The 24,731-nt window shown below is 70.8% G+C and carries 22 protein-coding genes and 2 pseudogenes; 19 read left to right on the top strand and 5 right to left on the bottom strand.

Annotated features, from left to right (window positions below):
- Positions 1-15: 15 nt before the first annotated feature.
- From ACH54P_RS32510 to folK, 8 genes and pseudogenes are all read left to right on the top strand, one after another.
- Complete coding sequence (locus ACH54P_RS32510; RefSeq protein ID WP_489907127.1) at positions 16-801, top strand: ESX secretion-associated protein EspG; 786 nt, start codon at positions 16-18, stop codon at positions 799-801.
- 112 nt (positions 802-913) lie between these two features.
- Complete coding sequence (locus ACH54P_RS32515; protein ID WP_489907128.1) at positions 914-1,735, top strand: ESX secretion-associated protein EspG; 822 nt, start codon at positions 914-916, stop codon at positions 1,733-1,735.
- A 295-nt stretch (positions 1,736-2,030) separates the two neighbouring features.
- A complete protein-coding gene (gene ftsH / locus ACH54P_RS32520) occupies positions 2,031-4,451 on the top strand; it encodes an ATP-dependent zinc metalloprotease FtsH (RefSeq protein WP_489907129.1) in 2,421 nt (806 codons plus the stop codon).
- A pseudogene (locus ACH54P_RS32525) lies at positions 4,429-4,692 on the top strand (GTP cyclohydrolase I); the annotation flags it as partial. The gene ftsH and the pseudogene ACH54P_RS32525, both read left to right, overlap by 23 nt.
- A 972-nt stretch (positions 4,693-5,664) precedes the next feature.
- Positions 5,665-6,009, top strand: a pseudogene (gene folE, locus ACH54P_RS32530) (GTP cyclohydrolase I); the annotation flags it as partial.
- A gap of 35 nt (positions 6,010-6,044) precedes the next feature.
- Positions 6,045-6,851, top strand: coding sequence for a dihydropteroate synthase (gene folP / locus ACH54P_RS32535; protein WP_489916758.1), 807 nt, complete (start codon positions 6,045-6,047; stop codon positions 6,849-6,851).
- Entirely contained in the window at positions 6,844-7,203 is a 360-nt protein-coding gene (gene folB, locus ACH54P_RS32540; protein ID WP_489907130.1) for a dihydroneopterin aldolase, read from the top strand. The genes folP and folB overlap by 8 nt, the downstream gene beginning before the upstream one ends.
- Positions 7,200-7,691 carry a 2-amino-4-hydroxy-6-hydroxymethyldihydropteridine diphosphokinase gene (folK, locus tag ACH54P_RS32545; protein WP_489907131.1) on the top strand — a complete coding sequence of 164 codons (492 nt, stop codon included), beginning with the start codon at positions 7,200-7,202 and terminating at the stop codon, positions 7,689-7,691. The genes folB and folK overlap by 4 nt, the downstream gene beginning before the upstream one ends.
- 86 nt (positions 7,692-7,777) lie before the next feature.
- Here folK and ACH54P_RS32550 read toward each other — a convergent pair whose 3' ends face one another.
- On the bottom strand, positions 7,778-8,713 hold the full coding sequence (locus tag ACH54P_RS32550) for a MerR family transcriptional regulator (protein ID WP_489907132.1): 936 nt from the start codon (positions 8,711-8,713) through the stop codon (positions 7,778-7,780).
- A gap of 82 nt (positions 8,714-8,795) precedes the next feature.
- On the opposite strand from ACH54P_RS32550, the gene ACH54P_RS32555 reads away from it, so the two are divergent.
- From ACH54P_RS32555 to ACH54P_RS32585, 7 genes are all read left to right on the top strand, one after another.
- Positions 8,796-9,257 (top strand): DUF3180 domain-containing protein, encoded by a 462-nt coding sequence (locus tag ACH54P_RS32555; protein ID WP_489907133.1) that lies wholly within the window; start codon positions 8,796-8,798, stop codon positions 9,255-9,257.
- Positions 9,258-9,326: 69 nt separating this feature from the next.
- The gene (locus tag ACH54P_RS32560; protein WP_489907134.1) at positions 9,327-11,591 is read left to right on the top strand and encodes a DUF6779 domain-containing protein; all 2,265 of its coding nucleotides are present in this window, start codon (positions 9,327-9,329) and stop codon (positions 11,589-11,591) included.
- 113 nt (positions 11,592-11,704) lie between these two features.
- Complete coding sequence (locus ACH54P_RS32565; RefSeq protein ID WP_489916760.1) at positions 11,705-12,808, top strand: PrsW family intramembrane metalloprotease; 1,104 nt, start codon at positions 11,705-11,707, stop codon at positions 12,806-12,808.
- 89 nt (positions 12,809-12,897) lie between these two features.
- A complete protein-coding gene (locus tag ACH54P_RS32570; protein WP_489916762.1) occupies positions 12,898-13,857 on the top strand; it encodes a Rossmann-like and DUF2520 domain-containing protein in 960 nt (319 codons plus the stop codon).
- Positions 13,854-14,765, top strand: a complete 912-nt coding sequence (gene panC / locus ACH54P_RS32575) for a pantoate--beta-alanine ligase (RefSeq protein ID WP_489907135.1) — start codon at positions 13,854-13,856, stop codon at positions 14,763-14,765. Before ACH54P_RS32570 ends, panC begins: the two co-directional genes overlap by 4 nt.
- Positions 14,766-14,774: 9 nt before the next feature.
- Complete coding sequence (gene panD / locus ACH54P_RS32580) at positions 14,775-15,272, top strand: aspartate 1-decarboxylase (protein WP_364562529.1); 498 nt, start codon at positions 14,775-14,777, stop codon at positions 15,270-15,272.
- Between the two features lie 5 nt (positions 15,273-15,277).
- Positions 15,278-16,054: a type III pantothenate kinase gene (locus ACH54P_RS32585; protein ID WP_489907136.1), complete on the top strand. Its 777-nt coding sequence runs from the start codon at positions 15,278-15,280 to the stop codon at positions 16,052-16,054.
- A gap of 13 nt (positions 16,055-16,067) precedes the next feature.
- Here the strand turns inward: ACH54P_RS32585 and ACH54P_RS32590 are convergent, their stop codons facing one another.
- Both ACH54P_RS32590 and ACH54P_RS32595 read right to left on the bottom strand, forming a co-directional pair.
- Positions 16,068-16,472 carry a DUF6640 family protein gene (locus ACH54P_RS32590; RefSeq protein WP_489907137.1) on the bottom strand — a complete coding sequence of 135 codons (405 nt, stop codon included), beginning with the start codon at positions 16,470-16,472 and terminating at the stop codon, positions 16,068-16,070.
- 33 nt (positions 16,473-16,505) lie between these two features.
- Positions 16,506-17,267, bottom strand: a complete 762-nt coding sequence (locus ACH54P_RS32595; RefSeq protein ID WP_489907138.1) for a class I SAM-dependent methyltransferase — start codon at positions 17,265-17,267, stop codon at positions 16,506-16,508.
- Positions 17,268-17,344: 77 nt separating this feature from the next.
- On the opposite strand from ACH54P_RS32595, the gene lysS reads away from it, so the two are divergent.
- Positions 17,345-18,856, top strand: a complete 1,512-nt coding sequence (gene lysS, locus ACH54P_RS32600; protein WP_489907139.1) for a lysine--tRNA ligase — start codon at positions 17,345-17,347, stop codon at positions 18,854-18,856.
- 146 nt (positions 18,857-19,002) lie between these two features.
- Positions 19,003-19,353: a histone-like nucleoid-structuring protein Lsr2 gene (locus ACH54P_RS32605; RefSeq protein ID WP_489907140.1), complete on the top strand. Its 351-nt coding sequence runs from the start codon at positions 19,003-19,005 to the stop codon at positions 19,351-19,353.
- 138 nt (positions 19,354-19,491) lie between these two features.
- On the opposite strand, the gene ACH54P_RS32610 is transcribed toward ACH54P_RS32605, so the two are convergent.
- Positions 19,492-20,322, bottom strand: a complete 831-nt coding sequence (locus ACH54P_RS32610; protein ID WP_489907141.1) for a DUF6597 domain-containing transcriptional factor — start codon at positions 20,320-20,322, stop codon at positions 19,492-19,494.
- Between the two features lie 64 nt (positions 20,323-20,386).
- Between ACH54P_RS32610 and ACH54P_RS32615 the strand changes: the two genes are divergently transcribed.
- The gene (locus ACH54P_RS32615; RefSeq protein ID WP_489907142.1) at positions 20,387-20,956 is read left to right on the top strand and encodes a TIGR03086 family metal-binding protein; all 570 of its coding nucleotides are present in this window, start codon (positions 20,387-20,389) and stop codon (positions 20,954-20,956) included.
- Positions 20,957-20,961: 5 nt separating this feature from the next.
- Here the strand turns inward: ACH54P_RS32615 and ACH54P_RS32620 are convergent, their stop codons facing one another.
- Positions 20,962-21,798 (bottom strand): (2Fe-2S)-binding protein, encoded by an 837-nt coding sequence (locus ACH54P_RS32620; RefSeq protein WP_489907143.1) that lies wholly within the window; start codon positions 21,796-21,798, stop codon positions 20,962-20,964.
- Between the two features lie 371 nt (positions 21,799-22,169).
- Here ACH54P_RS32620 and ACH54P_RS32625 point away from each other — a divergent pair, with 371 nt between their 5' ends.
- The gene (locus tag ACH54P_RS32625) at positions 22,170-24,728 is read left to right on the top strand and encodes an ATP-dependent Clp protease ATP-binding subunit (RefSeq protein ID WP_489907144.1); all 2,559 of its coding nucleotides are present in this window, start codon (positions 22,170-22,172) and stop codon (positions 24,726-24,728) included.
- Positions 24,729-24,731: the final 3 nt, after the last annotated feature.

Here is a 24,731-nt window from a genome sequence, read left to right on the forward strand (position 1 = left end):
CCTGGGGGTGGCTCGATGCCGAACGCTGAGCTGCTCACCCCGGTCGAGGTGGACTTCCTGTGGGAGTCCGCCGGGCTGGGCGAGCTGCCGTACCCGCTGCGCGTCCGCTCGCACGGGGAAACCGTCGACGAGCGGTCGCTGCTGCGTCAGCGCACTTTGGAAGGGCTCGCCGCGCGCGGGCTCGCCGACGGCCGCGGCCGTCCCGAACCGCACGTCGAGGACTACTTCGGGGTCTTGGCCACCCCCGAGCTGAGCCTGGACGCCGTCCAGCTGATCGCCCCGGAGGCCGAGCCGCTGCTCGCGATCGCCGGCGTGCTGGGCGGCCGAGGGCTGCTGGCCGTGCAGGACACCCGCGGCCTGCACCTGCAGCCGTGCCCGCCGGACGGGCTCGCCAGCGCGATCGTCTCGCTGCTGCCGGGCGCCCCGCGCGGCAGTGAAAAGTCGGTCACGGTGCCGCTGGAACAGCTGGTCGGTGCCCACGGCGTCGACTTCCTGCAGCGCCGCGGCAACGGCGACGAGCGCGCCGGCGCGGAGGACGACCGCAAGGCCCTCGCCCGGCTGCACGCCCAGCCGCGGCTGCGCGGCGGCCAGATCGCCGCCAACGCCCGCAACCGGGTGGGCGGGCGGACGCGGACGCCGGTGCTGAGCTGGTTCGACACGGAGTCGGGCCGGTACTTCACGCAGGCCACCCGCGGCCGCGACGGCCGGGACTGGATCACCATCGCCCCCGCCGACGCCGCCACGCTGCGCCACCGCCTCGGGGAGATGCTCGCGGGAGCCGCGACAACCAGCACGGTCTGACCTCTGGGAGGATCGGTCCGGGTTCTTCGGGCTTGCCCGGCCGGCGACGGGAACCGTCCCGTTTTGTCGGTGGGGCGGTCTACGCTGAGCGAGAGTCCGAACCGGGAGAGTAATGATGCAAGAGTTCTTCTCGCCACTGGCGTTCGACTTCCTCTGGGAGTCGGCGCAGGTCGGGGAGCTGCCGTACCCGCTGCTGGTCCGGTCGCACGGCGCGACCGAGGACGAGCGCGTCTCGCTGCGCCACCGCACCGACGTCGAGCTGAAGGCGCGCGGCATCCGGGAGCCGCGCGGCAGGCTGGCGCCGCCGATCGAGGACGCACTGCAGCTGCTGGCCTTCGCCCCGCTGACCATCGACGCGCTGCACATCCCGCAGTTCGAGGCCCCCACCGTCGGCGTGCTCGCGGCGGCCGACGACACGAAGGGCGTGCTCGCGATCCAGGACGCCGACGGCATCTGGCTGCGGGACGTCCCGCCGGACGCCCTGGTCTCCGCCGTCATCGGCGTGTTGCCCGCCGGGCCGCGCGGCAGCGAGGCGTCGGTCACACTCCCGCTGGACGACGCCCTGCGCACCGCCCCGATCCGCGTCCCGGTGCCGTCGGCGCCGGGTGATGAAGACGACAAACGCCGGGGCCGGTCCCGCCGCACGCCGTTGAGCGAGCGCGCCACGGCCGACCCGCGGGAGGGGTACGGCCGCATCGCCGGCCAGCCCCGCCTGCGCGGTGGTCAGCTGGCAGCGAACAGCCGTTCCCAGGTCGGCGCCAAGCAGCGGTCCCGCGTGCTGGCCTGGTTCGACACCGCGACCGGGCGCTACCTGAGTCTCTCCCGCGCAGGTACAGACGGCCGTGAGTGGGTCACCGTGGCCCCCGCCGACGCGGCAACGCTGCGGACCCGGCTGGGCGAGATGGTGAGCAGTGTGTCGGACGGCACGCGCTAGCGTGACCGTGAGGCTTGTTTTGGTCAGCCCGCCGCGTCCCGAGCGCAAAGCCGCAGGGCAGCGCGGACGTCATGCGGCGGGCGACGGCAGAATAAGTTCCAGTGCGGACGCCGGCCGGGAACCTGGACGCGGTATCGCCCGTTGACCTGCGAGAGGCTCACAGGGGATGAACGCGGCAGCGGACGGTACCCTGTTGGGACGGGTGTCCAGGCACCACGGGTTGTCAAGATCGTGATGGCGGGTATCACAGGAGCCGCCCAACCAGGGAGGGTCGAGGCCACCAGGGCCGAGTCGTATGAACCGGAAGAGCGTGCTCAGGAACCCACTGCTGTGGATCGTCGCGGGGTTGCTGGCGTTGTTCGCGTACAACACGATCTTCGACAGTGATCGTGGGTACACCCAGGCACCCATCTCGGTGGCGAACTCCCAGATCACCACGAACAACGTCAAGGAAGCCAGCCTCGAGGACAAGGAACAGCAGCTCAAGCTGCTGCTGGCGAAACCGATCGACGTCGACGGGCAGCAGGTCACCCAGATCATTTCGCAGTACCCCTCGGACGCCACCCGCCCGATCTACGACTCGTTGATCGCGGCGAAGACCGGCGGTCAGCCGATCAAGTTCACCACCAAGGTGACCCAGCAGGGCGTGCTGACGCAGATCCTCATCTTCGCCATCCCGCTGGCCCTCGTCCTGGGCCTGCTGATGTGGATGATGAACAACGCCCAGGGCGGCGGCAACCGCGTCCTCAACTTCGGCAAGTCCAAGGCGAAACAGCTGAACAAGGACATGCCCAAGACGACCTTCGGGGACGTCGCGGGTGCCGACGAGGCCGTCGAAGAGCTGTACGAGATCAAGGACTTCCTGCAGAACCCGGCGCGGTACCAGGCGCTCGGCGCGAAGATCCCGAAGGGCGTTCTGCTCTACGGGCCGCCGGGTACCGGTAAGACGCTGCTGGCCAGGGCCGTCGCCGGCGAGGCCGGCGTGCCGTTCTACACGATCTCCGGCTCGGACTTCGTCGAGATGTTCGTCGGTGTCGGTGCGTCGCGTGTCCGTGACCTGTTCGAACAGGCCAAGCAGAACGCGCCGTGCATCATCTTCGTCGACGAGATCGACGCGGTCGGCCGCCAGCGCGGCGCCGGCCTCGGCGGCGGGCACGACGAGCGCGAGCAGACGCTGAACCAGCTGCTCGTCGAGATGGACGGCTTCGACGCCCGTGGCGGGATCATCCTGATCGCGGCGACGAACCGGCCCGACATCCTCGACCCGGCGCTGCTGCGCCCCGGCCGGTTCGACCGGCAGATCCCGGTGTCCGCGCCGGACCTGCGCGGCCGCAAGGCGATCCTCGAGGTGCACGCCAAGGGCAAGCCGATCGCTCAGGGCACCGACCTCACCAGCCTGGCCAAGCGGACCGTCGGCATGTCCGGCGCCGACCTGGCGAACGTGCTCAACGAGGCCGCGCTGCTCACCGCCCGCAAGAACGGGCACGTGATCGGCGACGTCGAACTGGAGGAGTCGGTCGACCGCGTCGTTGGCGGCCCGGCGCGCAAGAGCCGGATCATCTCCGAGAAGGAGAAGAAGATCACGGCCTACCACGAGGGCGGGCACGCGCTCGCCGCGTGGGCGATGCCGGACATCGAACCGGTCTACAAGCTGACGATCCTGCCTCGCGGCCGGACCGGCGGCCACGCCCTGCTCGTCCCCGAGGACGACAAGGACCTGATGACCCGCTCCGAGATGATCGGGCGGCTGGTCTTCGCGATGGGTGGCCGCACGGCGGAGGAGCTCGTCTTCCACGAGCCCACCACCGGCGCCTCGTCCGACATCGAGCAGGCGACGAAGATCGCCCGCGCGATGGTCACCGAGTACGGCATGAGCGCCCGCCTCGGCGCGGTCAAGTACGGCCAGGAACAGGGCGACCCGTTCCTCGGCCGGTCGGCCGGGCGGCAGGCGGACTACTCGCTCGAGGTGGCGCACGAGATCGACGAGGAGGTGCGCAAGCTCATCGAGACGGCGCACACCGAGGCGTGGCACGTGCTCAACACCTACCGCGACGTGCTCGACGAGCTGGTCATCGAACTCCTCGAGAAGGAGACGCTGACCCGCAAGGACCTGGAGCGGATCTTCGCGACGGTCGAGAAGCGCCCGCACATCACCGTGTTCAACGAGTTCGGTGAGCGGACGCCGTCGGACAAGCCGCCGATCAAGACCCCGGGCGAGCTGGCGATGGAGCGCGGCGAGCCGTGGCCGCCGCCGGAGAAGGAGAAGCCGGTCCTGAAGCCGGAGCCGACCCCGGTCGGCACGGCCCAGGGCGCGGGTGACCTGCCTGGTGGCCCGCCGTACCCGTCGCCGTCCCCGGTCGACCCGAACGCCAACCCGTACGCCCCGCCGCCGCCGGGCGCCTACCCGAACGGCGGCCGGCCCTACGGCGGCCCGAACGGTGGCCCGAACGGCACGGCGCACTGGCCGCAGAACTACGGCAGCCAGCAGCCCGGCGGCTACCCGGGTGGCCCGGCGGCCGGCCAGAGCGGCCCGCCGAACTACGGTGCCCCTCCGGGCTGGACGCCCGCGACCTCCCCCGGCGGTCAGCCGGGCCAGTCGTGGCGGCCCGGTGGTGAAGAACGCCCTCGTGAGCACGGCTGGTTCGCCGACCAGGCCGGCAACCAGCAGAGCGAGGGGGAGCGTCGTGACGTGGATGGACCAGAAAAGCCCCAGTGACGCCGGTCGCCCGGTCTTCGACCAGGACCGGGCGGAGAAGGCGATCCGCGAGCTTCTTCTGGCGTGTGGCGAAGACCCGGAGCGGGACGGTCTCAAGGAGACCCCCGCCCGGGTCGCCCGCGCGTACCGCGAGATGTTCGCGGGCCTGTACACGGAACCGGACGCGGTCCTCGACCGCACCTTCGACGAGTCCCACGAAGAGCTGGTGCTGATCACGGACATCCCGATGTTCAGCCAGTGCGTGCCCAGCAAGCAGACGGTGAACGCCGTCGGCGGCCGGAAGCAGGCTGCTGACGTGCAGGTGGGTGACAAGCTCTGGACGCTCGTCGACGGCAACGTCGAGGAGACCGAGGTCACCGAGATCAGCTCGCACCAGACGCGTGAGCTGGTCGAGGTGAAGACCTCAGTGGGCAAGTTCCTCGTCACTCCCGACCATCCTTTGGCGACTCCGGAGGGCTGGAAGGAAGCCAAGGACGTCGAGGGCACGTTCATTGAATGGACGCACCCGAAGAAGCTCTGCCGGGATCGCCGGCGCCCCACCCCGGGATACGACTTCGGCTATGTCATCGGCACGGTCTGCGCCGACGGCACGGTCGCCGACCGGTCCGTGTCGCTTGTCGTGAACGATCGTGACTACGCGAAGAAGTTCGCCGAGTCGCTGCACCGCGCGTTCGGTATCGACGCGAAGGTCGAACCGACTTCGCGGCCGTCCGGCTACCTGGGACGCGACCTCCCTGGGTTCCGCGTTCGAGTGGTGTCGTCCTTCCTGGCCGACCTGATGCGGCAGTACGTCGGCGGCGACGCCCACCACATGCGTCAGCGGTTCCCGGTGGTCGTCCTCAACGACTTGTCGACGTTCAACGGCTTCCTCGACGGATACGTCGATGGGGACGGACACCGGAGCAAGCATTCGGCAGGCCGCATCATCGCGAGTGCCAACACGCCGTTCCTCGAGGACCTGGCGACGATCATCGGTGCCCGGTTCACCGCGAACACCGGTGATACCGCGTCTCGGTTGTACGTCGCGGACAGCTGGTTCCGGAAGCATGGCTTCCCCCAGGACGACTACGCAACCGACCTGATCGAGTCCGAGTACGTGCAGGTCGAGTCGGTGACACCGGTGACAGCGACTGGCGCCAAACCCTATACTGTTTACAGTTTCAAATGCGAGCCGCATCCGACCTTTTTGATTGCGGGACATTTAACGCATAACTGTGAGCACCATTTGGTGCCCTTCCACGGCGTCGCGCACGTCGGGTACATCCCGAACGCCGGCGGAAAGGTCACCGGGCTCTCCAAACTGGCGCGTCTCGTCGACCTCTACGCCAAGCGCCCCCAGGTTCAGGAACGGCTCACCTCCCAGGTCGCCGACGCCATCGTGCGGAAGCTCGAGCCGCGGGGCGTGATCGTCGTGATCGAGGCCGAGCACCTCTGCATGGCCATGCGCGGCATCCGGAAGCCCGGCGCCCGCACGACCACGTCCGCGGTGCGGGGCCAGCTGAAGACCTCGCCGTCGTCACGGGCGGAGGCGCTCGACCTCATCAAGGCGCGCCGGTGAGCGTGGGGCTCCCCGCGCCCGGCCGGTGCGTCGTGATGGGCGTGCTGAACGTGACGCCGGATTCCTTTTCGGACGGTGGCCGGTACCTCGGGCTCGACCAGGCGCTGGAGCACGCCCGCGAGATGTGGGCGCGCGGTGCCGACCTGATCGACGTCGGCGGGGAGTCGACGCGGCCGGGGGCGTCCCGGGTGGACGCCGAGACCGAACTGCAGCGCGTCCTGCCGGTGATCAAGACCCTCGCCGCCGAAGGCATGGCGCTGTCGGTCGACACCACGCGCGCGGCCGTCGCCGCCGCGGCGCTCGAAGCCGGCGCGAAGGTGATCAACGACGTTTCGGGTGGGCTGGCCGATCCGGCCATGGCCCGGGTCGCGGCCGAGGCCGGCGTGCCGTGGGTGCTGATGCACTGGCGTGGGCACAGCGAAGACATGCAGGCGCTCGCCGAGTACGAGGACGTCGTGGCCGACGTCCGCGCCGAACTGCTGTCCAGAGTGGACGCTGCGCTCGCGGCGGGCGTGGCCGAGAGCGCGATCGTGCTCGACCCGGGGCTCGGCTTCGCGAAGAACGCCGAGCACGACTGGGCGTTGCTGCGCGGCCTGGACTCGGTGCTTTCCCTCGGTTTCCCGGTGCTCGTCGGCGCCTCGCGCAAGCGGTTCCTCGGCCGCCTGCTGTCCGCGAAGGACGGCACCCCGCGTCCGCCGGACGGCCGCGAGGACGCGACGGCGGCGATCTCCGCCCTGGCCGCGGCCGCGGGTGCGTGGGGTGTGCGGGTGCACGAAGTCGGGGCGTCGCTGGACGCGGTCACGGTGGCCGCGGCGTGGTGGAAGGGTTCACCGGATGTCTGATCGGATCACGCTGACCGGCCTGCGGGTCTTCGGCCGCCACGGCGTGTTCGAGCACGAGAAGCGGGACGGCCAGGAGTTCGTCGTCGACGTCACCGTGTGGCTGGACCTCGGGCCCGCCGCCGCGTCGGACGACCTGACCAAGACCCTGCACTACGGCGAGCTGGCCGAGCTGGCGGCGGGGATCGTCGCGGGCGAGCCGTACGACCTCATCGAGAGCGTCGCGGGCAAGATCGCCGACGAGGTGCTGCGCGACGAGCGGCTGAGCGCGGTCGAGGTGACCGTCCACAAGCCGTCGGCGCCGATCCCGCTGACCTTCGACGACGTCGCCGTGACGGTGCGGCGCGACCGATGAGCCGCGCCGTTCTCTCCCTCGGCTCGAACCTGGGTGACCGGCTGGCGTTCCTCGAGCTGGCGCTGGACGCCGTGCGGCCCGCGCTGGTCGCCGTGTCGAGCGTGTACGAGACGAAGGCGTGGGGCGTCGAGGACCAGCCGGACTTCCTCAACGCCGTGTGCGTCGTCGACGACCCGGCGCGGGACCACTGGGCGTGGCTGCGCACCGGGCAGGCGGCCGAGCAGGCCGCCGGCCGGGTCCGCGAGCTGCGCTGGGGCCCGCGGACCCTGGACGTCGACGTGGTCACGGTGGACGGCGTGACGTCCGACAACCCGGAGCTGCTGCTGCCGCACCCCGGGACACCGGACCGCGCGAGCGTGCTGGTGCCGTGGGTGGAGATCGAGCCGGCCGCGGTGCTGCCCGGGCACGGCCCGATCGCCACGCTGCTCGCCGCCCGGCCGGCGGACGAGGTCGCCACGGTCCGCCGGACGGACTTCGCACTGCGCTGAGCAAGTCAACCCCCGGCGGCCGGTGGATCGCCGAGTCGCCGTCTCGGGTCGGCGACAGGGAGCTTGCCCACGCTGTTTCGCACGAGTCAGCCGCGCAGGGCCGCGACCATGAACCGGACCGCGGGCTGGGCCGTCGGGACCGGCGGCCAGCCGTTGATGGTCGCCAGCAACTGCCAGTAACGCTCGGCCCGGGGGTCGCCGCTCGTCGCGAACCGGTCCGCCATCTCCGCGCGGAACTCCGCCGACGCCGGGTCCTGGTCCGCGCGGGCGGTGGCCGCCGCGATCTCGGCCGCAAGCGTTTGCCCCGTCTCCGACGTGGGCGATTCGCCGGCCTTCACGGCCGCCTCCGCGCGGGAGACCCAGCCCGGCCAGTTCTGCTGCCAGGCGTCCGCCGGCTGCTGGAAGTCGCCTTCGCGGATCTGCCGCGCCTGCGTTTCGCTCATCTGGCGGATCAAGGTCCGGAAGTCCGGGTCCTGCACCAGTTCGGCGAACTCGATCCAGGCCTCGAGCTGCTCGGGCGACGGGTCGTCGGGCAGCTCGGGCTTCCCCGAGCGCATCCGCCGGTAGAACTCCTGGTCCACGTCGAGTCCCGCGACCATCTCGTCCCAGAACTCGTCGACCAGCCGCTTGCGCTCCTCGTCGGACATCGACGCGAGACGGTTCATCAGCTTCACTTCCTCCAGTTCGGAATCACGTTTGGCCACCGCGCGCAGCACCGCCCGGCGCAGCCGAAGCCGCCGGATCTGCTCGTCGAGCGCTTCGACGTGCCGGGTCGCCAGCTCGCCGACGGTCGTCGACCGGGTCAGCGCGGCCGAGACGTCGGCGAGGCCCAGCCCCAGCTCCCGCAGGGTGCGGACGAGCTCGAGCCGGGCCATCGCCGCGGCGTCGTAGAGCCGGTAGCCGGCGTCCGTCCGCTCGGTCGGGGGCAGCAGGCCCTCGTCCGAGTAGAAGCGGATGGTCTTGACCGGCAGGCCGGTCCGCCGGGCCAGCTCGCCGATGGTGAAGGTCGCGGTGGTGCCCACAAGACGCATGATGAACTCTCCAGTCGGTGGAGAGTCAACCTTAGTTCCGAGGTCCGGCCGGCGGAGTCGGTACGGTTGGGGCATGCACTTCACCCGGCCCCGTGACCTGGTGGTGGCCGGGCTGCTCGGCCTGGTCCTCGGCTACCTGCTCTTCCTGGTGGCCTACGGCGAGCTGCCCCAGTTGCCCACGTTCGCCGGCGTCACCTTCGCGGTGCTGGCCGTGATCGAGGCGGTGCTCGCGTTCGCCATTCGCTCACGGATCAAGAGCGGCCGGGTCGTTGCCGCTATCGGGGTCGCCCGATCGGTGGCGCTCGCCAAAGCTTCGTCACTCGCCGGAGCGTTCATGGGCGGCGCCTGGCTGGCCGCGCTCGCCTACCTTTTTCCGCGACGTGACGAACTCGTCGCCGCGGTCCTCGACACCCGCGCCGGGATAGTCGGCGTGGTTTCCTCCGCGGCCCTGGTAGCAGCGGGTTTGTGGCTCGAACACTGCTGCCGGACCCCCCGCGACCAAGAGCGCGAGCGCACCCGCGGGACGACCGGTTAGCGCTGGAATCCCACCGCTCGCTGGACCGAGTAGGTCTCGTTCGGATTACGAGCAGGTACGGTGTCAGTCATGACCGGCGTGGGTGACGACTCGCGCGGCCGCCTACTGGGCAGGCCGTGGCTCGTTGTCGGCTTTGTCCTCGCCATCGGAGCCACCCTCGCACTGGTGCTCAGCGACGACCTCCGGTACCTCCGGCTCGGCATCGTCGCCGCCCTCTGGGCCGCCCTGATCGGCGCGTTCCTCGCCGTGAAGTACCGCAAGCACGCGGCACAGAGCGAGGACGCGGTCGCCGAGGCGCAGGCGGTGTACGAGCTGGAGCTGGAACGCGAGATCGCGGCCCGGCGCGAGTACGAACTGGAGATGGAAGCGGAGAACCGCACCGCGGCCGACTCCCGGGGCCGCGAGGAGCTGGAGGCGCTGCGCAACGAGGTTTCCGCGCTGCGCGACAGCCTCCAGTCGCTGTTCGGCGGCGAGGTGCTGCTCGAGCGCGTCGCGCTGACCGCGCAGGCGACCCGGATGCGCAAGCTCTCCGACGACAACCGCATGGTCACCGACGGCGCGCCGAAGAAGAAGCCGGCCCAGCTGATGGCCGGCAAGAAGCCGGTGGTCGAGGCGGGCGAGCGGCCGACCGAGCTGATCGACCGCGTCCTGGACGAGCGCCGCCGCAAGGCTTCGGGCGGCAAGCCCGCGAACGGCAAGGGCCTCGGCAAGGGCAAGGGCTTCGGCGGCAAGCCGGTCCCGAAGACCCCGGCGAACGTCTCCGTGCAGAGCACCCAGCAGATGGCCCGGCCGAAGCCGCTGAGCGAACGCCGTCCGCCGGTGCCGCCGGTCGACCCGGCGCTGAACGCCGCCCAGCGGGAGATGAAGGCCGCCGAGCTGCGCGCCGAGGCGGCCCGCCGCCAGGCCGAGTCGCAGCCGATGCGCTTGCCGAAGCCGGAAGAAGTGGCGAAGCAGCCCGAGCGCCGTCCGGAAGCCGCCGCCGAGCCGACGCGCCGCGATGTGCCCCGGGTCGAGCCCAAGACCGAGATCCGCCGTCCCGCGGAGCCGAAGACGGAGATCCGCCGTCCCGAGCCGCCGCCCGCGCGGCGCGCGGAGCTCTCGCGCCCCGCGATGCGGCCCGCCGAGATGTCGCGTCCGGACATTCCCCGCGTCGAGATGTCGCGTCCCGACATCCCGCGGGTGGAGATGTCGCGCCCCGACATCCCGCGCGTCGAGATGTCGCGGCCGGACATTCCCCGGGTGGAGATGTCCCGCCCGGACATCCCGCGCGTGGAGCGGTCCCGTTCGGACATTCCGCGGGTCGAGCGGTCCCGTTCGGACATTCCGCGCGTCGAGATGTCGCGTCCCGACATCCCGCGCGTCGAGATGTCGCGGCCGGACCTGCCCCGTGTCGGCGGCCAGCCGAACGGCGGGCGCCCCGAGCCGCGCAAGGCGCCCGAGCCGCCGCGGCCGGCGCCGGGCCGCCCGGCGGCCAGTGTGCCGCCGCCGCCGAAGCCGTCCGAGATGTCCCGGTCGGACATCCGCCCGGTGACCGACCTGAGCGCGGCCTTCCAGAACCGCGACGACTTCGCCGAGCGGCAGCGGCCGAACCGGCCGAAGCCGCCCGAGCCGACGCCGGCCAAGCCGCCGATGCCGCGGGGCGCCTCGGCGTCGCGCACCGACATCCCGATCGTCCCGCCGACGACGCCGGTGCCGAGCACCAGCCCGGCGGCGCGGCAGCAGCCGTCGCGCACCGACCTGCCGCCGGTCGTGCCGCCGACCACGCCGGTACCGGCCGCTGATGGGCGGCGTCCGTCGCGGCTGGAGCAGTTCTCGCGGGCCGACATGTCGCCGATCCTCGACGAGCCGCCGTCCCGCCACGGTGGTTCGCACCGCGCGCCCGCCGAGCCGGCGGCCCAGGCCCCGGCCGAGGCGCCGATGGCGAACCCGACGCTGCCGGAGTCGGTGCGCAACTTCCAGGGCCGCTCCGGGGGCCGTCGCCGCAAGCCGGACGACTCCCAGCAGATGCCCGCCGTGCCCGCGCCGCCGCCCGAGCCCGCGGGTGGCCGCCGCCGCCGTCCGGACGGTGAACCGCCGGCGTGGGAAGGCATGATCGCCGAGCGGGCGTCCATGTCGCGGCGCAACATGACCCCGGTCGACCCGGCGGACGTCGAGCAGAACGGCAACGGGCACAACGGCAACGGCAACGGGCACGCCGCCCGCAACGGCCGTCGCGCCGCCGAGCCGGCCCCGGGCAGCGGCTCCCACGCCGCGGGCCGTTCGGTGAGCGAGCTGCTGGCCGCGAACGGCGGAACGGCGGCGACGCCGCGGCGCCGCCGGCGCGCCGAGGACTGAGGCGGGGTTCGCATTCCGGTCCGCGTCCGGTCTGCGTAGGGTGACCGGCTGTGAGCGGAACCCTCTCGCCCGCGACGGGACTGGATCGCGGACGGCGGCCTCGCCGGATCACCGTGCTGCTGCCGGTGCTCGGGCTGATCGTGGTGGCCCTGTGCGGCCTCTTCCTGTTCGGCCTGGCGACGGCGCGGGTCGGCCCGCTCGCCGTGACGATCGGCGTGCTGGCCGCGCTGGTGCCGGTCGCCGGGGTGGTCGCGGGGTTCCTGTGGGTCGACCGCTGGGAGCCCGAGCCGGCGAAGTTCCTGCTGCTCGCGTTCGCCTGGGGCGCCTGCATCGCGACGATCACCGCGCTGCTCATCAACACCACCGCCGAGGCGGTCGGTGACGAGCTGCTCGGCTCCGGCAGCGGCAACACCCTCGCCGCGCTGGTGTCGGCCCCGGTCGTCGAGGAGGCCGCGAAGGCGCTGTTCGTGGTGCTGATCCTGTGGCGCCGCTCCAGCGAGTTCGACGGCGTCGTGGACGGCGTCGTCTACGCGGGGTTCAGCGCCGCCGGGTTCGCGTTCACCGAGAACATCTACTACTTCGGCCGCGCGTTCGCCGACTACGGCTTCGGCGACGGGCACAGCCAGGGCGTCATCACGGCGTTCTTCCTGCGTGGCGTGCTGGCGCCGTTCACGCACCCGCTGTTCGCGGTGCTCACCGGCATCGGGATCGGGATCGCCGCGCGGACGACCACCAAGGCGATGCGGGTCATCGCGCCGCTCGCCGGCTACCTGGCCGCCGTCTGCCTGCACGCCCTGTGGAACAGCGCCGCGCTGCTCGGTGGGTCGAAGTTCCTCACCGTGTACTTCCTGATCATGGTGCCGTTGTTCCTCGGCGTCGTGTACCTGGTCGTCCTGCAGCGACGGCGGGAGCAGCGGATCATCGCCGCCGCCCTGCCGCACATGGCCGCGGCGCGCTGGATCGCGCCCTCGGAGGTCGACCTGCTGGCCAGCCTGCCCGGCCGCCGCGCCTGGCGCCGTCAGGCGAAACGCCAGTCCGGCAAGCAGGCCGCGAGGGCCGTCGCGGTGTACCAGGCGAGCGTGACGGAGCTCGCGTTCCTGGACCGGCACCAGCTCCGCAGCGACACCGACCGGCAGCGCCAGCAGGAGCTGCTGCGCACGTTGAAGGCCGCTCGCGCGGAGGCGACGCGCCTCGCCGACGAGGCCGCCCGCGGGTGACCCGGTCCGGGTGAAGCTGGTCACCCGGGCTCAACGGTGCGCGCTTAATCGAGTTAGTCTCGCGCCGTCGTCCGGTACCCGGAGCGGGACTGGAACGAGAGCAGAGGGAGTCTGCGAACCATGAGCGTCCACAGGCGCACGCCATGATGAGGCCCGCTCGCCTCGCGGTCGGCGTCGTGTCCGCCGGCCGGGTGGGCAGTGTGCTCGGTGCCGCGCTGGCCCGGGCGGGGCACACGGTGGTCGCCGCGTCCGGCCTGTCCGCCTCGTCACTGGCGAGAGCCGAACGCCTCCTGCCCGACGTGCCCCTCCTGCCGCCCGACGAAACCGTCCGCCGGGCGGACCTGGTGCTGCTCGCCCTCCCCGACGACGCGCTGGCCGGGATGGTCCGCGGGCTCGTCGCGACCGAGTCGCTGCGGCCGGGGCAGATCGTCGTGCACACCTCGGGCGCGCACGGCATCGACGTCCTGGCGCCCGCGGCCGAGGCCGGGGCGCTGCCGCTCGCGCTGCACCCGGCGATGACGTTCACCGGCCGCGAGGAGGACCTCGAACGGCTGGCGGCGTGCAGCATCGGCGTCACGGCGGCGGAGGACGACGAGGCGGCGTGGAACGTCGGCGAAGCGCTCGCCGTCGAGATGGGCGCCGAGCCGGTGCGGATCCCCGACTCCGCGCGAGCGCTCTACCACGCTGCGTTGGCGCACGGCGCGAACCACCTGATGACGCTGGTCGCCGACTGCGCGGACCTGTTGCGCCAGGCCGGAATCGCGCAGTCGGAGCGCCTGGTGGCGCCACTGCTTTCGGCCGCGTTGGATAATGTGCTCCGACACGGCGACCGCGCGCTCACCGGCCCGGTCGCCCGTGGCGATCTCGGCACCGTCCGCAAGCACCTCGAGGTGCTCGCGGACCGGGCGCCGGACGTGGCGCCGTCCTACCGCGCGCTGGCCAGGCGCACGGTGGCGCGTTCGACGGCTGCCGGGCTGCTGGACACCGCGGCCGCCAAAGACCTCACCGAACTCCTCGAAGATCCCGCCGAAGGGCACCAAGACCAGTGACCACACCGAAATTCAGCCGCGGCACCCTGAACACGTTCGCGCCGCCCGAGCACGTGAGCCAGGTCAGCCGGGCGCTGCACGGCGTCGGGCGCAAGCTGGCGCTCGTGCCGACCATGGGCGCGCTGCACGCCGGGCACCGCGAGCTGATCCGCCGCGCGAAGCGGCTGCCGAACACCGTCGTGGCCACCTCGATCTTCGTCAACCCGCTGCAGTTCGGCGCGGGCGAGGACTTCGAGGCCTACCCGCGTCCGCTGGACGCCGACCTGGCCGTGCTGGCCGAGGACGGCGTCGAAATCGCGTTCACGCCGAGTGCCGACGCCCTCTACGCCGAAGGTGCCACGGTGACCGTGCACCCCGGCCCGCTCGGCGACGAGCTGGAGGGCGCCGCCCGGCCCGGGCACTTCGCCGGGGTGCTGACCGTCGTGGCGAAGCTGTTCAACCTGCTTCGCCCGGACTACGCGTTCTTCGGCGAGAAGGACTACCAGCAGCTGGTGCTGATCAAGCGGATGGTCAAGGACCTGAACATCGACACGCGCGTCATCGGCGTGCCGACCGTGCGTGAGCGCGACGGGCTGGCGCTGTCATCGCGCAACGTCTACCTGACGCCTGAGCAGCGCGAAGACGCCATCGTCCTGTCGGCCGCCCTCACCGCGGGGGCGTTCGTCGGCCGGGACGGGGCGGCCGCGGTCCTCGAGACCGCGTGGAAGACCCTCGCCGCGCGTCCTGCGGTCGAGGTGGATTACCTGGAGTTGAGGGGAACCGACCTCGGGCCCGCGCCCGTCGACGGTGAGGCACGACTGTTGATCGCCGCCCGGGTGGGGAGCACCCGGCTGATCGACAACGTTCCGGTGTTGCTCGGCGCTGCGGTAGAGCACCCGGCACACCCGGAGCGGGACGCAGGGGAATAGGAGTCCACGATGTACCGCACGATGCTCAAGTCGAAGATCCACCGGGTCACCGTGACCCAGGCGGACCTGCACTACGTCGGCTCGGTGACGGTCGACGAAGACCTGATGGAGGCCGCGGACCTGCTGCCGGGGGAACAGGTGTCCATTGTGGACGTCACCAACGGGGCGCGGCTGGAGACCTACGTCATCAAGGGCGAGCGCGGCAGCGGGGTGCTCGGCATCAACGGCGCCGCGGCGCACCTGGTGCACCCGGGTGACCTGGTCATCCTGATCTCGTACGGCCAGATGGACGACGCCGAGGCGGCGACGTACGAACCGCGGGTCGTGTTCGTCGACGCGGACAACCGGATCGTCCACCGGCACACCGACCCCGGCCACGCGCCGGAGGGCTCCGGACTGCTGTCCGGCACGGTGACCCTGCCGCCGGACGAGGAGACGGCCGTGTTCCCGGTGGCCGAGACGGCGGACGCCCGCCGCCTCGACGCGCTGCTGCACGCGGAAAGCTGACCCGCTTGCTGCTCACCGTCGACGTCGGCAACACGAACATCGTGCTGGGCCTGTGGTCCGGCAGCTCACTGGTCGGCGACTGGCGCATGCGGACGGACGCCCGCATGACGGCCGACGAGCTGGCGCTGACGGTCCGCGGGCTGCTCGGCCCGCACGCGGACGCCGTCACGGGGATCAGTGCTTTGTCGACGGTGCCGGCGGTGCTGCGCGAGCTGCGGGTGATGCTGGCGCGCTACTACGCCCGGATCCCGAAGATCGTCGTCGAGCCGGGGGTGCGCACGGGCGTGGCCCTGCTGGTGGACAACCCGAAGGAGGTGGGCGCGGACCGGCTGGCGAACACGCTGGCCGCGCACCACCTCCACAGCACGGCGTGCGTGGTGGTCGACTTCGGCACGTCGACGAACGTGGACGCGATCTCGGCCCGGGGCGAGTTCCTCGGCGGAGCGTTCGCCCCGGGCATCGAGATTTCGGTGGACGCACTGGCGTTGCGCGCGGCGGCGCTGCGCAAGGTCGAACTGGTCCCGCCGCGGTCGGTGATCGGCAAGAACACGGTGGAGTGCCTGCAGTCGGGGATCCTGTACGGGTTCGCCGGCCAGGTGGACGGACTGGTGCGCCGGATCGTCCGCGAGCTGTCACCGGGCGGAACGGAACCGGTGGCGGTGCTCGCCACGGGTGGGTTGGCCCCGCTGGTGATCAGCGAGTCGGAGACGATCACCGACCACGTCCCGGATCTGACGCTGCTGGGCTTGCGGCTGGTCTACGAGCGCAACATCCGGTCCTGACCCGGTCCGGTCGTCAGCCGCGGGCCAGGCGGCGGCGCTCCAGCACGTACCCCAGCGCTGTCACCGCCAACGCCGGGAACGCGATCTTCGCCTGCGGGAACCGCGCGGTTCCCGGTGGGTCCACCGCCTTCGAACCCGGGTAGGCCAGCGCCGAAATCTGCGTCACCCAGTACAGCGACGCCAGCAGCGCCCCGGTGTCGAGGCCGGTGCGCGCCGAAGGGGCCCGCCACAGCTGCCACAGGCTGGTGACGCCCAGCGCGAGCCCCAGGCTCATCGTCTGGCCGTTGTGGAACTTCGCGTGCGGTGGCCACGCCGGGTTGTGCACGTGGGTCTCGTTCCAGTCGGCGCGGTACGGGCCCACTGCGGTCACCAAAGAGGTCAGCGAGATCAGTGCTCGCCCCAGGGATTTCCTGCTCATGACCGCAGTATGGAACCTCCAGTTTGATCGAGGTCAATGCCGCCGGGCGCGGAACACCCAAGTGCGCAGCGGCAGGTCGAACTCGCCGGATGCGGTGTGCGGATTCGCCGCGAGGAAGCGGCGGATCTCCGCCAATCCGGCGGCCGCGTCCGCCGGATCCGCGACGATCATGTGCGAATGCGTGGCGATCGTTTCCACGAGGCTTTCCGCGGTGCGCCGTTGCGCGTGCCGAAACGTCCGGCTTTCGAAAGAGTCGAACTCCGGGTGCGTGGCGGGCTGCCGCCTGCCTTCGATCCACGCGCTGCTCACCCCGGTCCGGCCGAGTTTCGCGAACTCGGCGACCCACGGCACGGAATCGTCTTCGTAGTTCCACATCGGCACCAGCACGCCACCCGGGCGCAGCACGCGGGCGATCTCGGTCATCGCCGGCTGGACGTCGAACCAATGGAACGCCTGGCCGACGAAAACCGCGTCGACGACGGCGTCGGGCAACGGGATCCGTTCCGCCTGTCCGGCCAGCGACGTCGCCGTCGGCACGACCCGCGCCAGTTCGGCGCGCATTTCCGGATCGGGTTCGACCGCGGTGACGTCGAGGCCGAGCCCGGCCAGGCCCAGGGTGAGTTTGCCGGTTCCGGCGCCGAGATCGAGGACCCGGTGCGCGGTTCCGGTCACCCCGGAAAGGCCCCACTCGATCGCCTCCCGCGGGTAATCGGGCCGGTGCTCGGCGTACGCGCCGGCCCGGCTGCCGAACGAAGAAGCCCGCTGGGCGTGGAGGTCCGGTGTGGGTTCACTCACGCGGCCCAGGTTAATGGAGGGAAAGGAAAGGTAATCCGGTTGGCGTAGCGCGCCGCGGGGTTCGTACCCTATGGGCCATGACCGAAAACCCCGCTTCCACCAGCGAGCCCGCCGAAGACGAACTGCCCGAGCAGATGCGGGTGCGCCGGGAGAAGCGCGACCGGATCCTCGCCGAGGGTATCGATCCTTACCCGGTCGAGGTACCCCGTACGCACTCGCTCGCCGATGTGCGTGCGGCGCATTCCGGGCTGCCCGCCGACACCGCCACCGGCGACGTGGTCGGCGTCACCGGCCGGGTGATGTTCCTGCGCAATACGGGCAAACTGTGCTTCGCGAGCCTCCGCGAGGGTGACGGCACCGAACTCCAGGCGATGATCAGCCTGGCGAAGGTCGGCGAGGACGCGCTGGCGGCGTGGAAGTCCGACGTCGACCTCGGCGACCACGTGTTCGTGCACGGCGAGGTGATCACGTCCAAGCGCGGCGAGCTCTCCGTGATGGCCGACAGCTGGCGCATCACGTCGAAGGCGCTGCGCCCGCTGCCCAACGCCTTCAAGGACCTGGCCGAGGAGACGCGGATCCGCCAGCGGTACGTCGACCTCATCATGCGCCCGCGCGCGCGGGACGTCGTGCGCACGCGCGCCGGCGTAGTCCGGTCGCTGCGGGAGTCGTTCCACCGGCGCGGGTTCACCGAGGTCGAGACGCCGATGCTGCAGACGCTGCACGGCGGCGCCGCGGCCCGCCCGTTCGTCACGCGCTCGAACGCGTTCGACATGGAGCTGTTCCTGCGGATCGCGCCGGAGCTCTACCTCAAGCGCTGCGTCGTCGGCGGCATCGAGAAGGTCTTCGAGATCAACCGCAACTTCCGGAACGAGGGCAGCGACTCCTCGCACTCGCCGGAGTTCGCGATGCTCGAGTACTACGAGGCCTACGCCACGTACGACACGAATGCGGTGATGACCCGGGAGCTGATCCAGGAGGCCGCGCAGGCGGTGCTGGACACCCAGGTCGTCACCCTGCCCGACGGTTCGGAGTACGACCTGTCCGGCGAATGGACCACTCTCGGAATGTACGAGTCGTTGTCCGATTCCCTCGGCGAAGAGGTGACGCCGGAGACGCCCGCCGCCAAACTGCTCGGATTCGCGCAGGCCAGGGGCCTGGAAGTGGATCCGAAGCTCGGGCACGGGAAGCTGGTCGAGGAACTGTGGGAACACCTCGTCGGAGATCACCTGCACGCCCCGACCTTTGTCCGTGATTTTCCGCTGGAGACGTCGCCATTGACGCGCCAGCACCGCTCACGGGCCGGCGTGGCCGAGAAGTGGGACCTCTACGTGCGCGGATTCGAACTCGCCACCGGATACTCCGAGCTGGTCGATCCGGTCGTCGAACGGGAACGGCTCACCGAACAGTCCCTCCTCGCCGCGCAGGGCGATAGCGAAGCCATGCGGCTCGACGAGGATTTCCTCCGTGCCCTGGAGTACGGAATGCCGCCGAGCGGCGGCGTCGGAATGGGTATCGACCGGCTCCTCATGGCGCTGACCGGTCTCGGTATCCGGGAGACGATCCTCTTCCCGCTGGTGCGTCCCGAATAACCCGGCCGTGTGAGGATAGCCGTCGGTTATCCCAATGAGATTTGCGCTGCCCTCCCGAAGCGGGTACTAATGTTCTAGACAAAGTCTTCTGTCCCGGGGCTCGCCCCGTAACCAGATCATTGAGTAAGCCCCGCAGGAGGAAACAGATGGCACAGAAGGTGCTCGTCTCGCTGGTCGACGACCTGGACGGCAGTGAGGCGGAAGAGACCGTCGAGTTCGGTTTGGACGGAGTCAGCTACCAGATCGACCTCTCTTCGGAAAACGCCGAGGAGCTGCGGGACGCCCTGGCCCAGTACGTCGAACACGCGCGTCGCGCGGGTGGCCGCAAGCGCGCTTCCGGGCGCCCGGTGGCGGGTAAGGCCTCGGCCCGCCCGGCCGCGGTCGACCGTGAGCAGAACCAGGCCATTCGGGCCTGGGCGCGCAAGAACGGTTACGCGGTTTCGGACCGGGGCCGCATCCCCTCCGAGGTCGTCGAGGCCTACCACAAGAAGAACTGAAGATTGTTCGCACCGGCTCCGCGCGGGCTGATCGCAGGTCGCTGACCAGCGGCTGTCTCGCGCCGGTGACGGCAGGACAATCTCGGCAAGCGGGGTTTACGGCGGTGGCCGCCGGGCGAATTCGCCCGGCGGCTTTCTTCATGTCCGATCGTTGTCCGGTTCGCGTTCGGCGGCGGCGCGGGACGTCCGGGCGTACTCGCCGGGCGACTGTCCGGTCACCGTCCGGAAATCGCGGATGAAGTGCGACTGGTCGCTATAGCCCAGTCGAACCGCCAGTCCGGCGTAATCCGGCGGTCCTTCGGTGGCGATCCGGTGCGCCGCGTCGTTCAGCCGGTATATCCGGATCGCCCACTTGGGCGGGCAGCCGACGTGTTCGGCGAACAGCCGCTGCAAGGACCGGGTGGTTAGTCCAGTATCCGCACAGAGTTGCGCCACCCGGGTAATTCCGGGATCGCGGGCGATTGATTCCACGGCCTCGGCCGCCCGGCGCGCGGCCGCCGAGAGCGTCACCGGTTTTGCGATCAGCAAGTTGTCGATCGCACGGACCATTTGCGCGTCACCGGCCGCCGTGCGCACCGATTCCGCGGCGTCGATCGCCTTCGGTCCGAAAACGTCCGTGAGCGGGACGGCCCGGTCGGCGATGTCACTCACGGGGGCGCCGAGGAACGCGCGGAAGCAACCGGGCCGGAATCGCGCCCCCAAGCCCTGCACGCGGCCCTCCAGGCGGTGGGAAAAGACGTCCCGGGCGGGGCCGTGGACGCCGGAGGCGCCGGGGAAGAACGTCACGTTGACCGCGAGGTTCGGCAGCACCCGCTGCTCGTGGGGCGGTTTGCCGCGCAGGTCCCAGCGCAGCACCCAGTGGTAGTCGACGAAGTCCGCCAGCTCGGGCGTGGGCGGGTACCTGGTCAGCGTGAACATCGTGCGCGCGGTGGCCTCGGCCACGATGCCGCGCGGGATCCGGTGCGCCACGGCTCAACGGTAGCTGTCGCGTTCGTTCAAGACGGCCCGGTGGCCGCCGGTTTTGGATCGCCGCATGACTGCCGAGTTGCTGCGCCCCGCCGCGGCCGAATTCCTCCGCGTGGCCGGTGCCCTGGACGACCTGACCGCGCCGACGCCCTGCGCCGGGTACGACGTGCGCGGGCTGCTGAACCACCTCCTGTACTGGGGCCCGTGGCTCATCGCCGCGGGCCGCCGCGAGGCCCCGCCGTCCCCGTCCACGGGCGAGGCGGAGGCGGCGCTGGTCACGGACGACTGGCGCGCGGCGCTGGAGAAGCAGACGGAGACGCTGGTGGACGCCTTCGGGACACCGTCGGCGTGGACGGGCACGGCGGCGCTGGGCACGGCCGAGATGCCGGCGTCGGTGATCGGCGACATGGTGCTGGGCGAGTTCGTCCTGCACGGCTGGGACCTGGCCCGGGCGAGCGGCCAGGAGCTCCGCTGCGCGCCTGAGGCGGCGACGGCGGTGTTCGAGTCCGCGGTGGCGATGGGCGAGCAGGCACGCTCGATGGGGGTTTACGGGCCGGTGGTGGCGGTGGCGGAGGACGCTTCGCCGCTGGAGCGGGCGCTCGGTGCCTCGGGGCGGGACCCGGCCTGGAGGCCGTGAACCCGTCAGGTGCTGGACTCCCGGGAGCAGGTACGCGGGCAGCCGTCGCACTCCGACTCCGCCGGGAGCAAGTACGAGAAACAGCAGCTCTCCCGGCGCCGTGTCCACTCCCGGTGGCCGTCCGCCCCCTCCGCCAGGCGCAACGTCGACGCCGACGTCAGCGGCGGGTACCGCGCGTCCAGGACCAGCGCCGCGTCCGCGACGCCCGCGCCCTCCGCCTCCGGGGTTCCGCCCTGGCGGCCCGCCCACCACAGGGAGTTCTCCAGCGCGTCGGTCGCCGCCGCCCAGAGGGTGCGGCGGCCCAGCCTGCTCACCGGGGCGTACGCCCGGACGAACGCCGCCGCGTGGGCCAGGTAGCGGGCCCTCAGCACCGCCGCCAGCGCGCGCTCGTCGCGGACCACCGTGGCCTCCGGGCGGGCCGAGCCCGGGTCGGTCGGGAGGCAGTGGAACGCGTCACCCAGCACGGCCATGCCGTCGGGGTGGGGGCGGTCGTCGGCCAGCCGGAACGCCAGCTCCGAAGGCTTCAGGGACGGCACCCGGCGCTCGTGGTGCAGCAGCAGCGCGCCGACGTACGCCGGCACGTGGAGGTACCACGTCATCACCCAGCTGGCCGTCGTGCGGGACGGGGTCGCGTCGTGCTCGCGCAGCAGCCAGTCGCCGAGGAGGCCGCGCCACTCGTCGAAGTACGCCGGGGTCGCCAGGAGCTCCGAACAGCGGATCCAGCCCACCGGGACGTCCCGCCGCAGCTCAGTGCGTTCCTGACGGCCGGAAACCCGCCGCAACGACGACGCGAGGCCGTCGCCGACCTCGCGTGCGTCACGGAAGGACCGCTGCTGGTTCAACCGCGGCCCTCCTCGAAGCGCCGTAGGGGATTAGGCCTGCCTAACCTTACAGGCAGACGGCTGCTGCGCCAATCGGGTGGCGATGGAGGCGGGCACTCCCAGCTTGCGGACTGTTCGCGGTGAGCGGACACCGCGCGGATGGCGGAATCCGCGTGGCCGTCCGCACGTTGTGCTTGACGTAAAGGTGCAGGGCAACCTGAAGATGGAAGCATCCGGAAGACCCCACGTCCGGGTGCGGAAAAGACCGCGAACAGCCGTAGTGGTACGCCAGCGCGACCGCTTGGCTACTAGAGTGGTCTCACGGTGCTGAATCCATCGCGGTGAAAGCACGATGGAAACGGGCCGCCGGCGCAGCAGTCGAGGGAGTGCACATGTTTGAGAGGTTCACCGACCGCGCGAGGCGGGTGGTCGTCCTGGCTCAAGAAGAGGCCAGGATGCTCAACCACAACTACATCGGCACCGAGCACATCCTCCTGGGTCTGATCCACGAGGGTGAGGGTGTCGCCGCCAAGGCGCTGGAGTCGCTGGGCATCGCCCTGGAGGGCGTGCGCCAGCAGGTCGAAGAGATCATCGGCCAGGGCCAGCAGGCGCCGAGCGGGCACATCCCGTTCACGCCGCGCGCCAAGAAGGTGCTGGAGCTGTCGCTGCGCGAAGCGCTGCAGCTCGGCCACAACTACATCGGCACCGAGCACATCCTGCTGGGCCTGATCCGCGAGGGCGAGGGCGTCGCCGCGCAGGTGCTGGTCAAGCTGGGTGCGGACCTGAACCGCGTCCGCCAGCAGGTGCTCCAGCTGCTCTCGGGCTACCAGGGCAAGGAGTCCACCGAAACCGGTTCCGGCGGCCGTGGTGAGGGCACCCCGTCGTCGTCGCTGGTGCTGGACCAGTTCGGCCGCAACATGACCGTGCTCGCCCGCGAGGGCAAGCTCGACCCGGTCATCGGGCGCGGCAAGGAGATCGAGCGGGTCATGCAGGTCCTGTCCCGCCGGACCAAGAACAACCCGGTGCTCATCGGCGAGCCGGGCGTCGGCAAGACCGCCGTCGTCGAGGGCCTCGCGCAGAGCATCGTCAAGGGCGAGGTGCCCGAGACGCTCAAGGACAAGCAGCTCTACACGCTGGACCTGGGCTCCCTGGTCGCCGGCTCCCGCTACCGCGGTGACTTCGAAGAGCGCCTGAAGAAGGTGCTCAAGGAGATCAAGACCCGCGGCGACATCATCCTGTTCATCGACGAGCTGCACACGCTGGTCGGGGCGGGTGCCGCCGAGGGTGCGATCGACGCGGCTTCGATCCTGAAGCCGATGCTCGCCCGCGGTGAGCTGCAGACGATCGGCGCGACCACGCTCGAGGAGTACCGCAAGTACATCGAGAAGGACGCCGCCCTCGAGCGCCGGTTCCAGCCGATCCAGGTCGGCGAGCCGTCGCTGGAGCACACCATCGAGATCCTCAAGGGCCTGCGTGACCGGTACGAGGCGCACCACCGCGTCTCGATCACCGACTCGGCGCTGGTCGCCGCCGCGACCCTGGCGGACCGGTACATCAACGACCGGTTCCTCCCGGACAAGGCGATCGACCTGATCGACGAGGCCGGCGCCCGGATGCGCATCCGCCGGATGACCGCGCCGCCGGACCTGCGCGAGTTCGACGAGAAGATCGCGAACGTCCGCCGCGACAAGGAGTCCGCGATCGACGCGCAGGACTTCGAGCGGGCCGCCCGCCTGCGCGACGAGGAGAAGACCCTCCTCGGCCAGAAGGGCGAGCGGGAGAAGCAGTGGAAGGACGGCGACCTCGACGTCGTCGCCGAGGTCGACGACGAGCAGATCGCGGAGGTGCTGGCCAACTGGACCGGCATCCCGGTGTTCAAGCTGACCGAGGAGGAGACCACCCGGCTGCTGCGCATGGAGGACGAACTCCACAAGCGCATCATCGGCCAGGAGGACGCGGTCAAGGCCGTCTCGCAGGCGATCCGCCGTACGCGTGCCGGTCTGAAGGACCCGAAGCGCCCCTCCGGCTCGTTCATCTTCGCCGGCCCGTCCGGTGTCGGTAAGACCGAGCTGTCCAAGGCGCTGGCCTCGTTCCTGTTCGGCGAGGACGACGCGCTCATCCAGATCGACATGGGTGAGTTCCACGACCGCTACACCGCTTCGCGGCTCTTCGGTGCCCCTCCGGGCTACGTCGGCTACGAAGAGGGCGGCCAGCTGACCGAGAAGGTGCGGCGCAAGCCGTTCTCGGTGGTCCTGTTCGACGAGATCGAGAAGGCGCACCAGGAGATCTACAACACGCTCCTGCAGGTGCTGGAGGACGGCCGCCTGACCGACGGTCAGGGTCGCACGGTCGACTTCAAGAACACGGTCCTCATCTTCACGTCCAACCTGGGCACGTCGGACATCTCGAAGTCCGTCTCGCTCGGGTTCGCCGGGTCCAACGACACCGGCACCCGGTACGAGAAGATGAAGCAGAAGGTCAACGAGGAAATGAAGAAGCATTTCCGCCCGGAGTTCCTGAACCGGATCGATGACATCATCGTGTTCCACCAGCTGACGCAGGAACAGATCATCATGATGGTCGACCTGATGATCGGCCGGGTCGAGACCCAGCTGCGCGCGAAGGACATGGAGCTGGAGCTGACGCCGAAGGCGAAGTCCCTGCTGGCCAAGCGCGGCTTCGACCCCGTGCTCGGTGCCCGGCCGCTGCGCCGGACCATCCAGCGCGAGATCGAGGACCAGCTGTCGGAGAAGATCCTCTTCGGCGAGGTCGAGCCGGGCCAGATCATCCTGGTCGACGTCGAAGGCTGGAGCGGCAACCCCGAGGACAAGGACGACCAGGCCAAGTTCACCTTCCGCGGTGAGCGCAAGCCGTCGTCGGTCCCGGACGCCCCGCCGGTCAGCATCGGCGCCGGTCACGAGGAGCAGAGCGGCGAAGCCGAGAACGACTGATCG

It is taken from the genome of Amycolatopsis sp. N2S4-7 (genome assembly GCF_058119595.1).

Coding starts and splice junctions, on each gene's coding strand:
- ACH54P_RS32555 (WP_489907133.1), top strand. CDS start 8,796: ATGCACTTCACCCGGCCCCGTGACCTGGTGGTGGCCGGGCTGCTCGGC.
- panD (WP_364562529.1), top strand. CDS start 14,775: ATGTACCGCACGATGCTCAAGTCGAAGATCCACCGGGTCACCGTGACC.
- ACH54P_RS32510 (WP_489907127.1), top strand. CDS start 16: ATGCCGAACGCTGAGCTGCTCACCCCGGTCGAGGTGGACTTCCTGTGG.
- ACH54P_RS32590 (WP_489907137.1), bottom strand. CDS start 16,472: ATGAGCAGGAAATCCCTGGGGCGAGCACTGATCTCGCTGACCTCTTTG.
- ACH54P_RS32625 (WP_489907144.1), top strand. CDS start 22,170: ATGTTTGAGAGGTTCACCGACCGCGCGAGGCGGGTGGTCGTCCTGGCT.
- ACH54P_RS32615 (WP_489907142.1), top strand. CDS start 20,387: ATGACTGCCGAGTTGCTGCGCCCCGCCGCGGCCGAATTCCTCCGCGTG.
- folB (WP_489907130.1), top strand. CDS start 6,844: ATGTCTGATCGGATCACGCTGACCGGCCTGCGGGTCTTCGGCCGCCAC.
- ACH54P_RS32605 (WP_489907140.1), top strand. CDS start 19,003: ATGGCACAGAAGGTGCTCGTCTCGCTGGTCGACGACCTGGACGGCAGT.
- ACH54P_RS32560 (WP_489907134.1), top strand. CDS start 9,327: ATGACCGGCGTGGGTGACGACTCGCGCGGCCGCCTACTGGGCAGGCCG.
- lysS (WP_489907139.1), top strand. CDS start 17,345: ATGACCGAAAACCCCGCTTCCACCAGCGAGCCCGCCGAAGACGAACTG.
- ftsH (WP_489907129.1), top strand. CDS start 2,031: ATGAACCGGAAGAGCGTGCTCAGGAACCCACTGCTGTGGATCGTCGCG.
- folP (WP_489916758.1), top strand. CDS start 6,045: ATGGGCGTGCTGAACGTGACGCCGGATTCCTTTTCGGACGGTGGCCGG.
- ACH54P_RS32515 (WP_489907128.1), top strand. CDS start 914: ATGATGCAAGAGTTCTTCTCGCCACTGGCGTTCGACTTCCTCTGGGAG.
- folK (WP_489907131.1), top strand. CDS start 7,200: ATGAGCCGCGCCGTTCTCTCCCTCGGCTCGAACCTGGGTGACCGGCTG.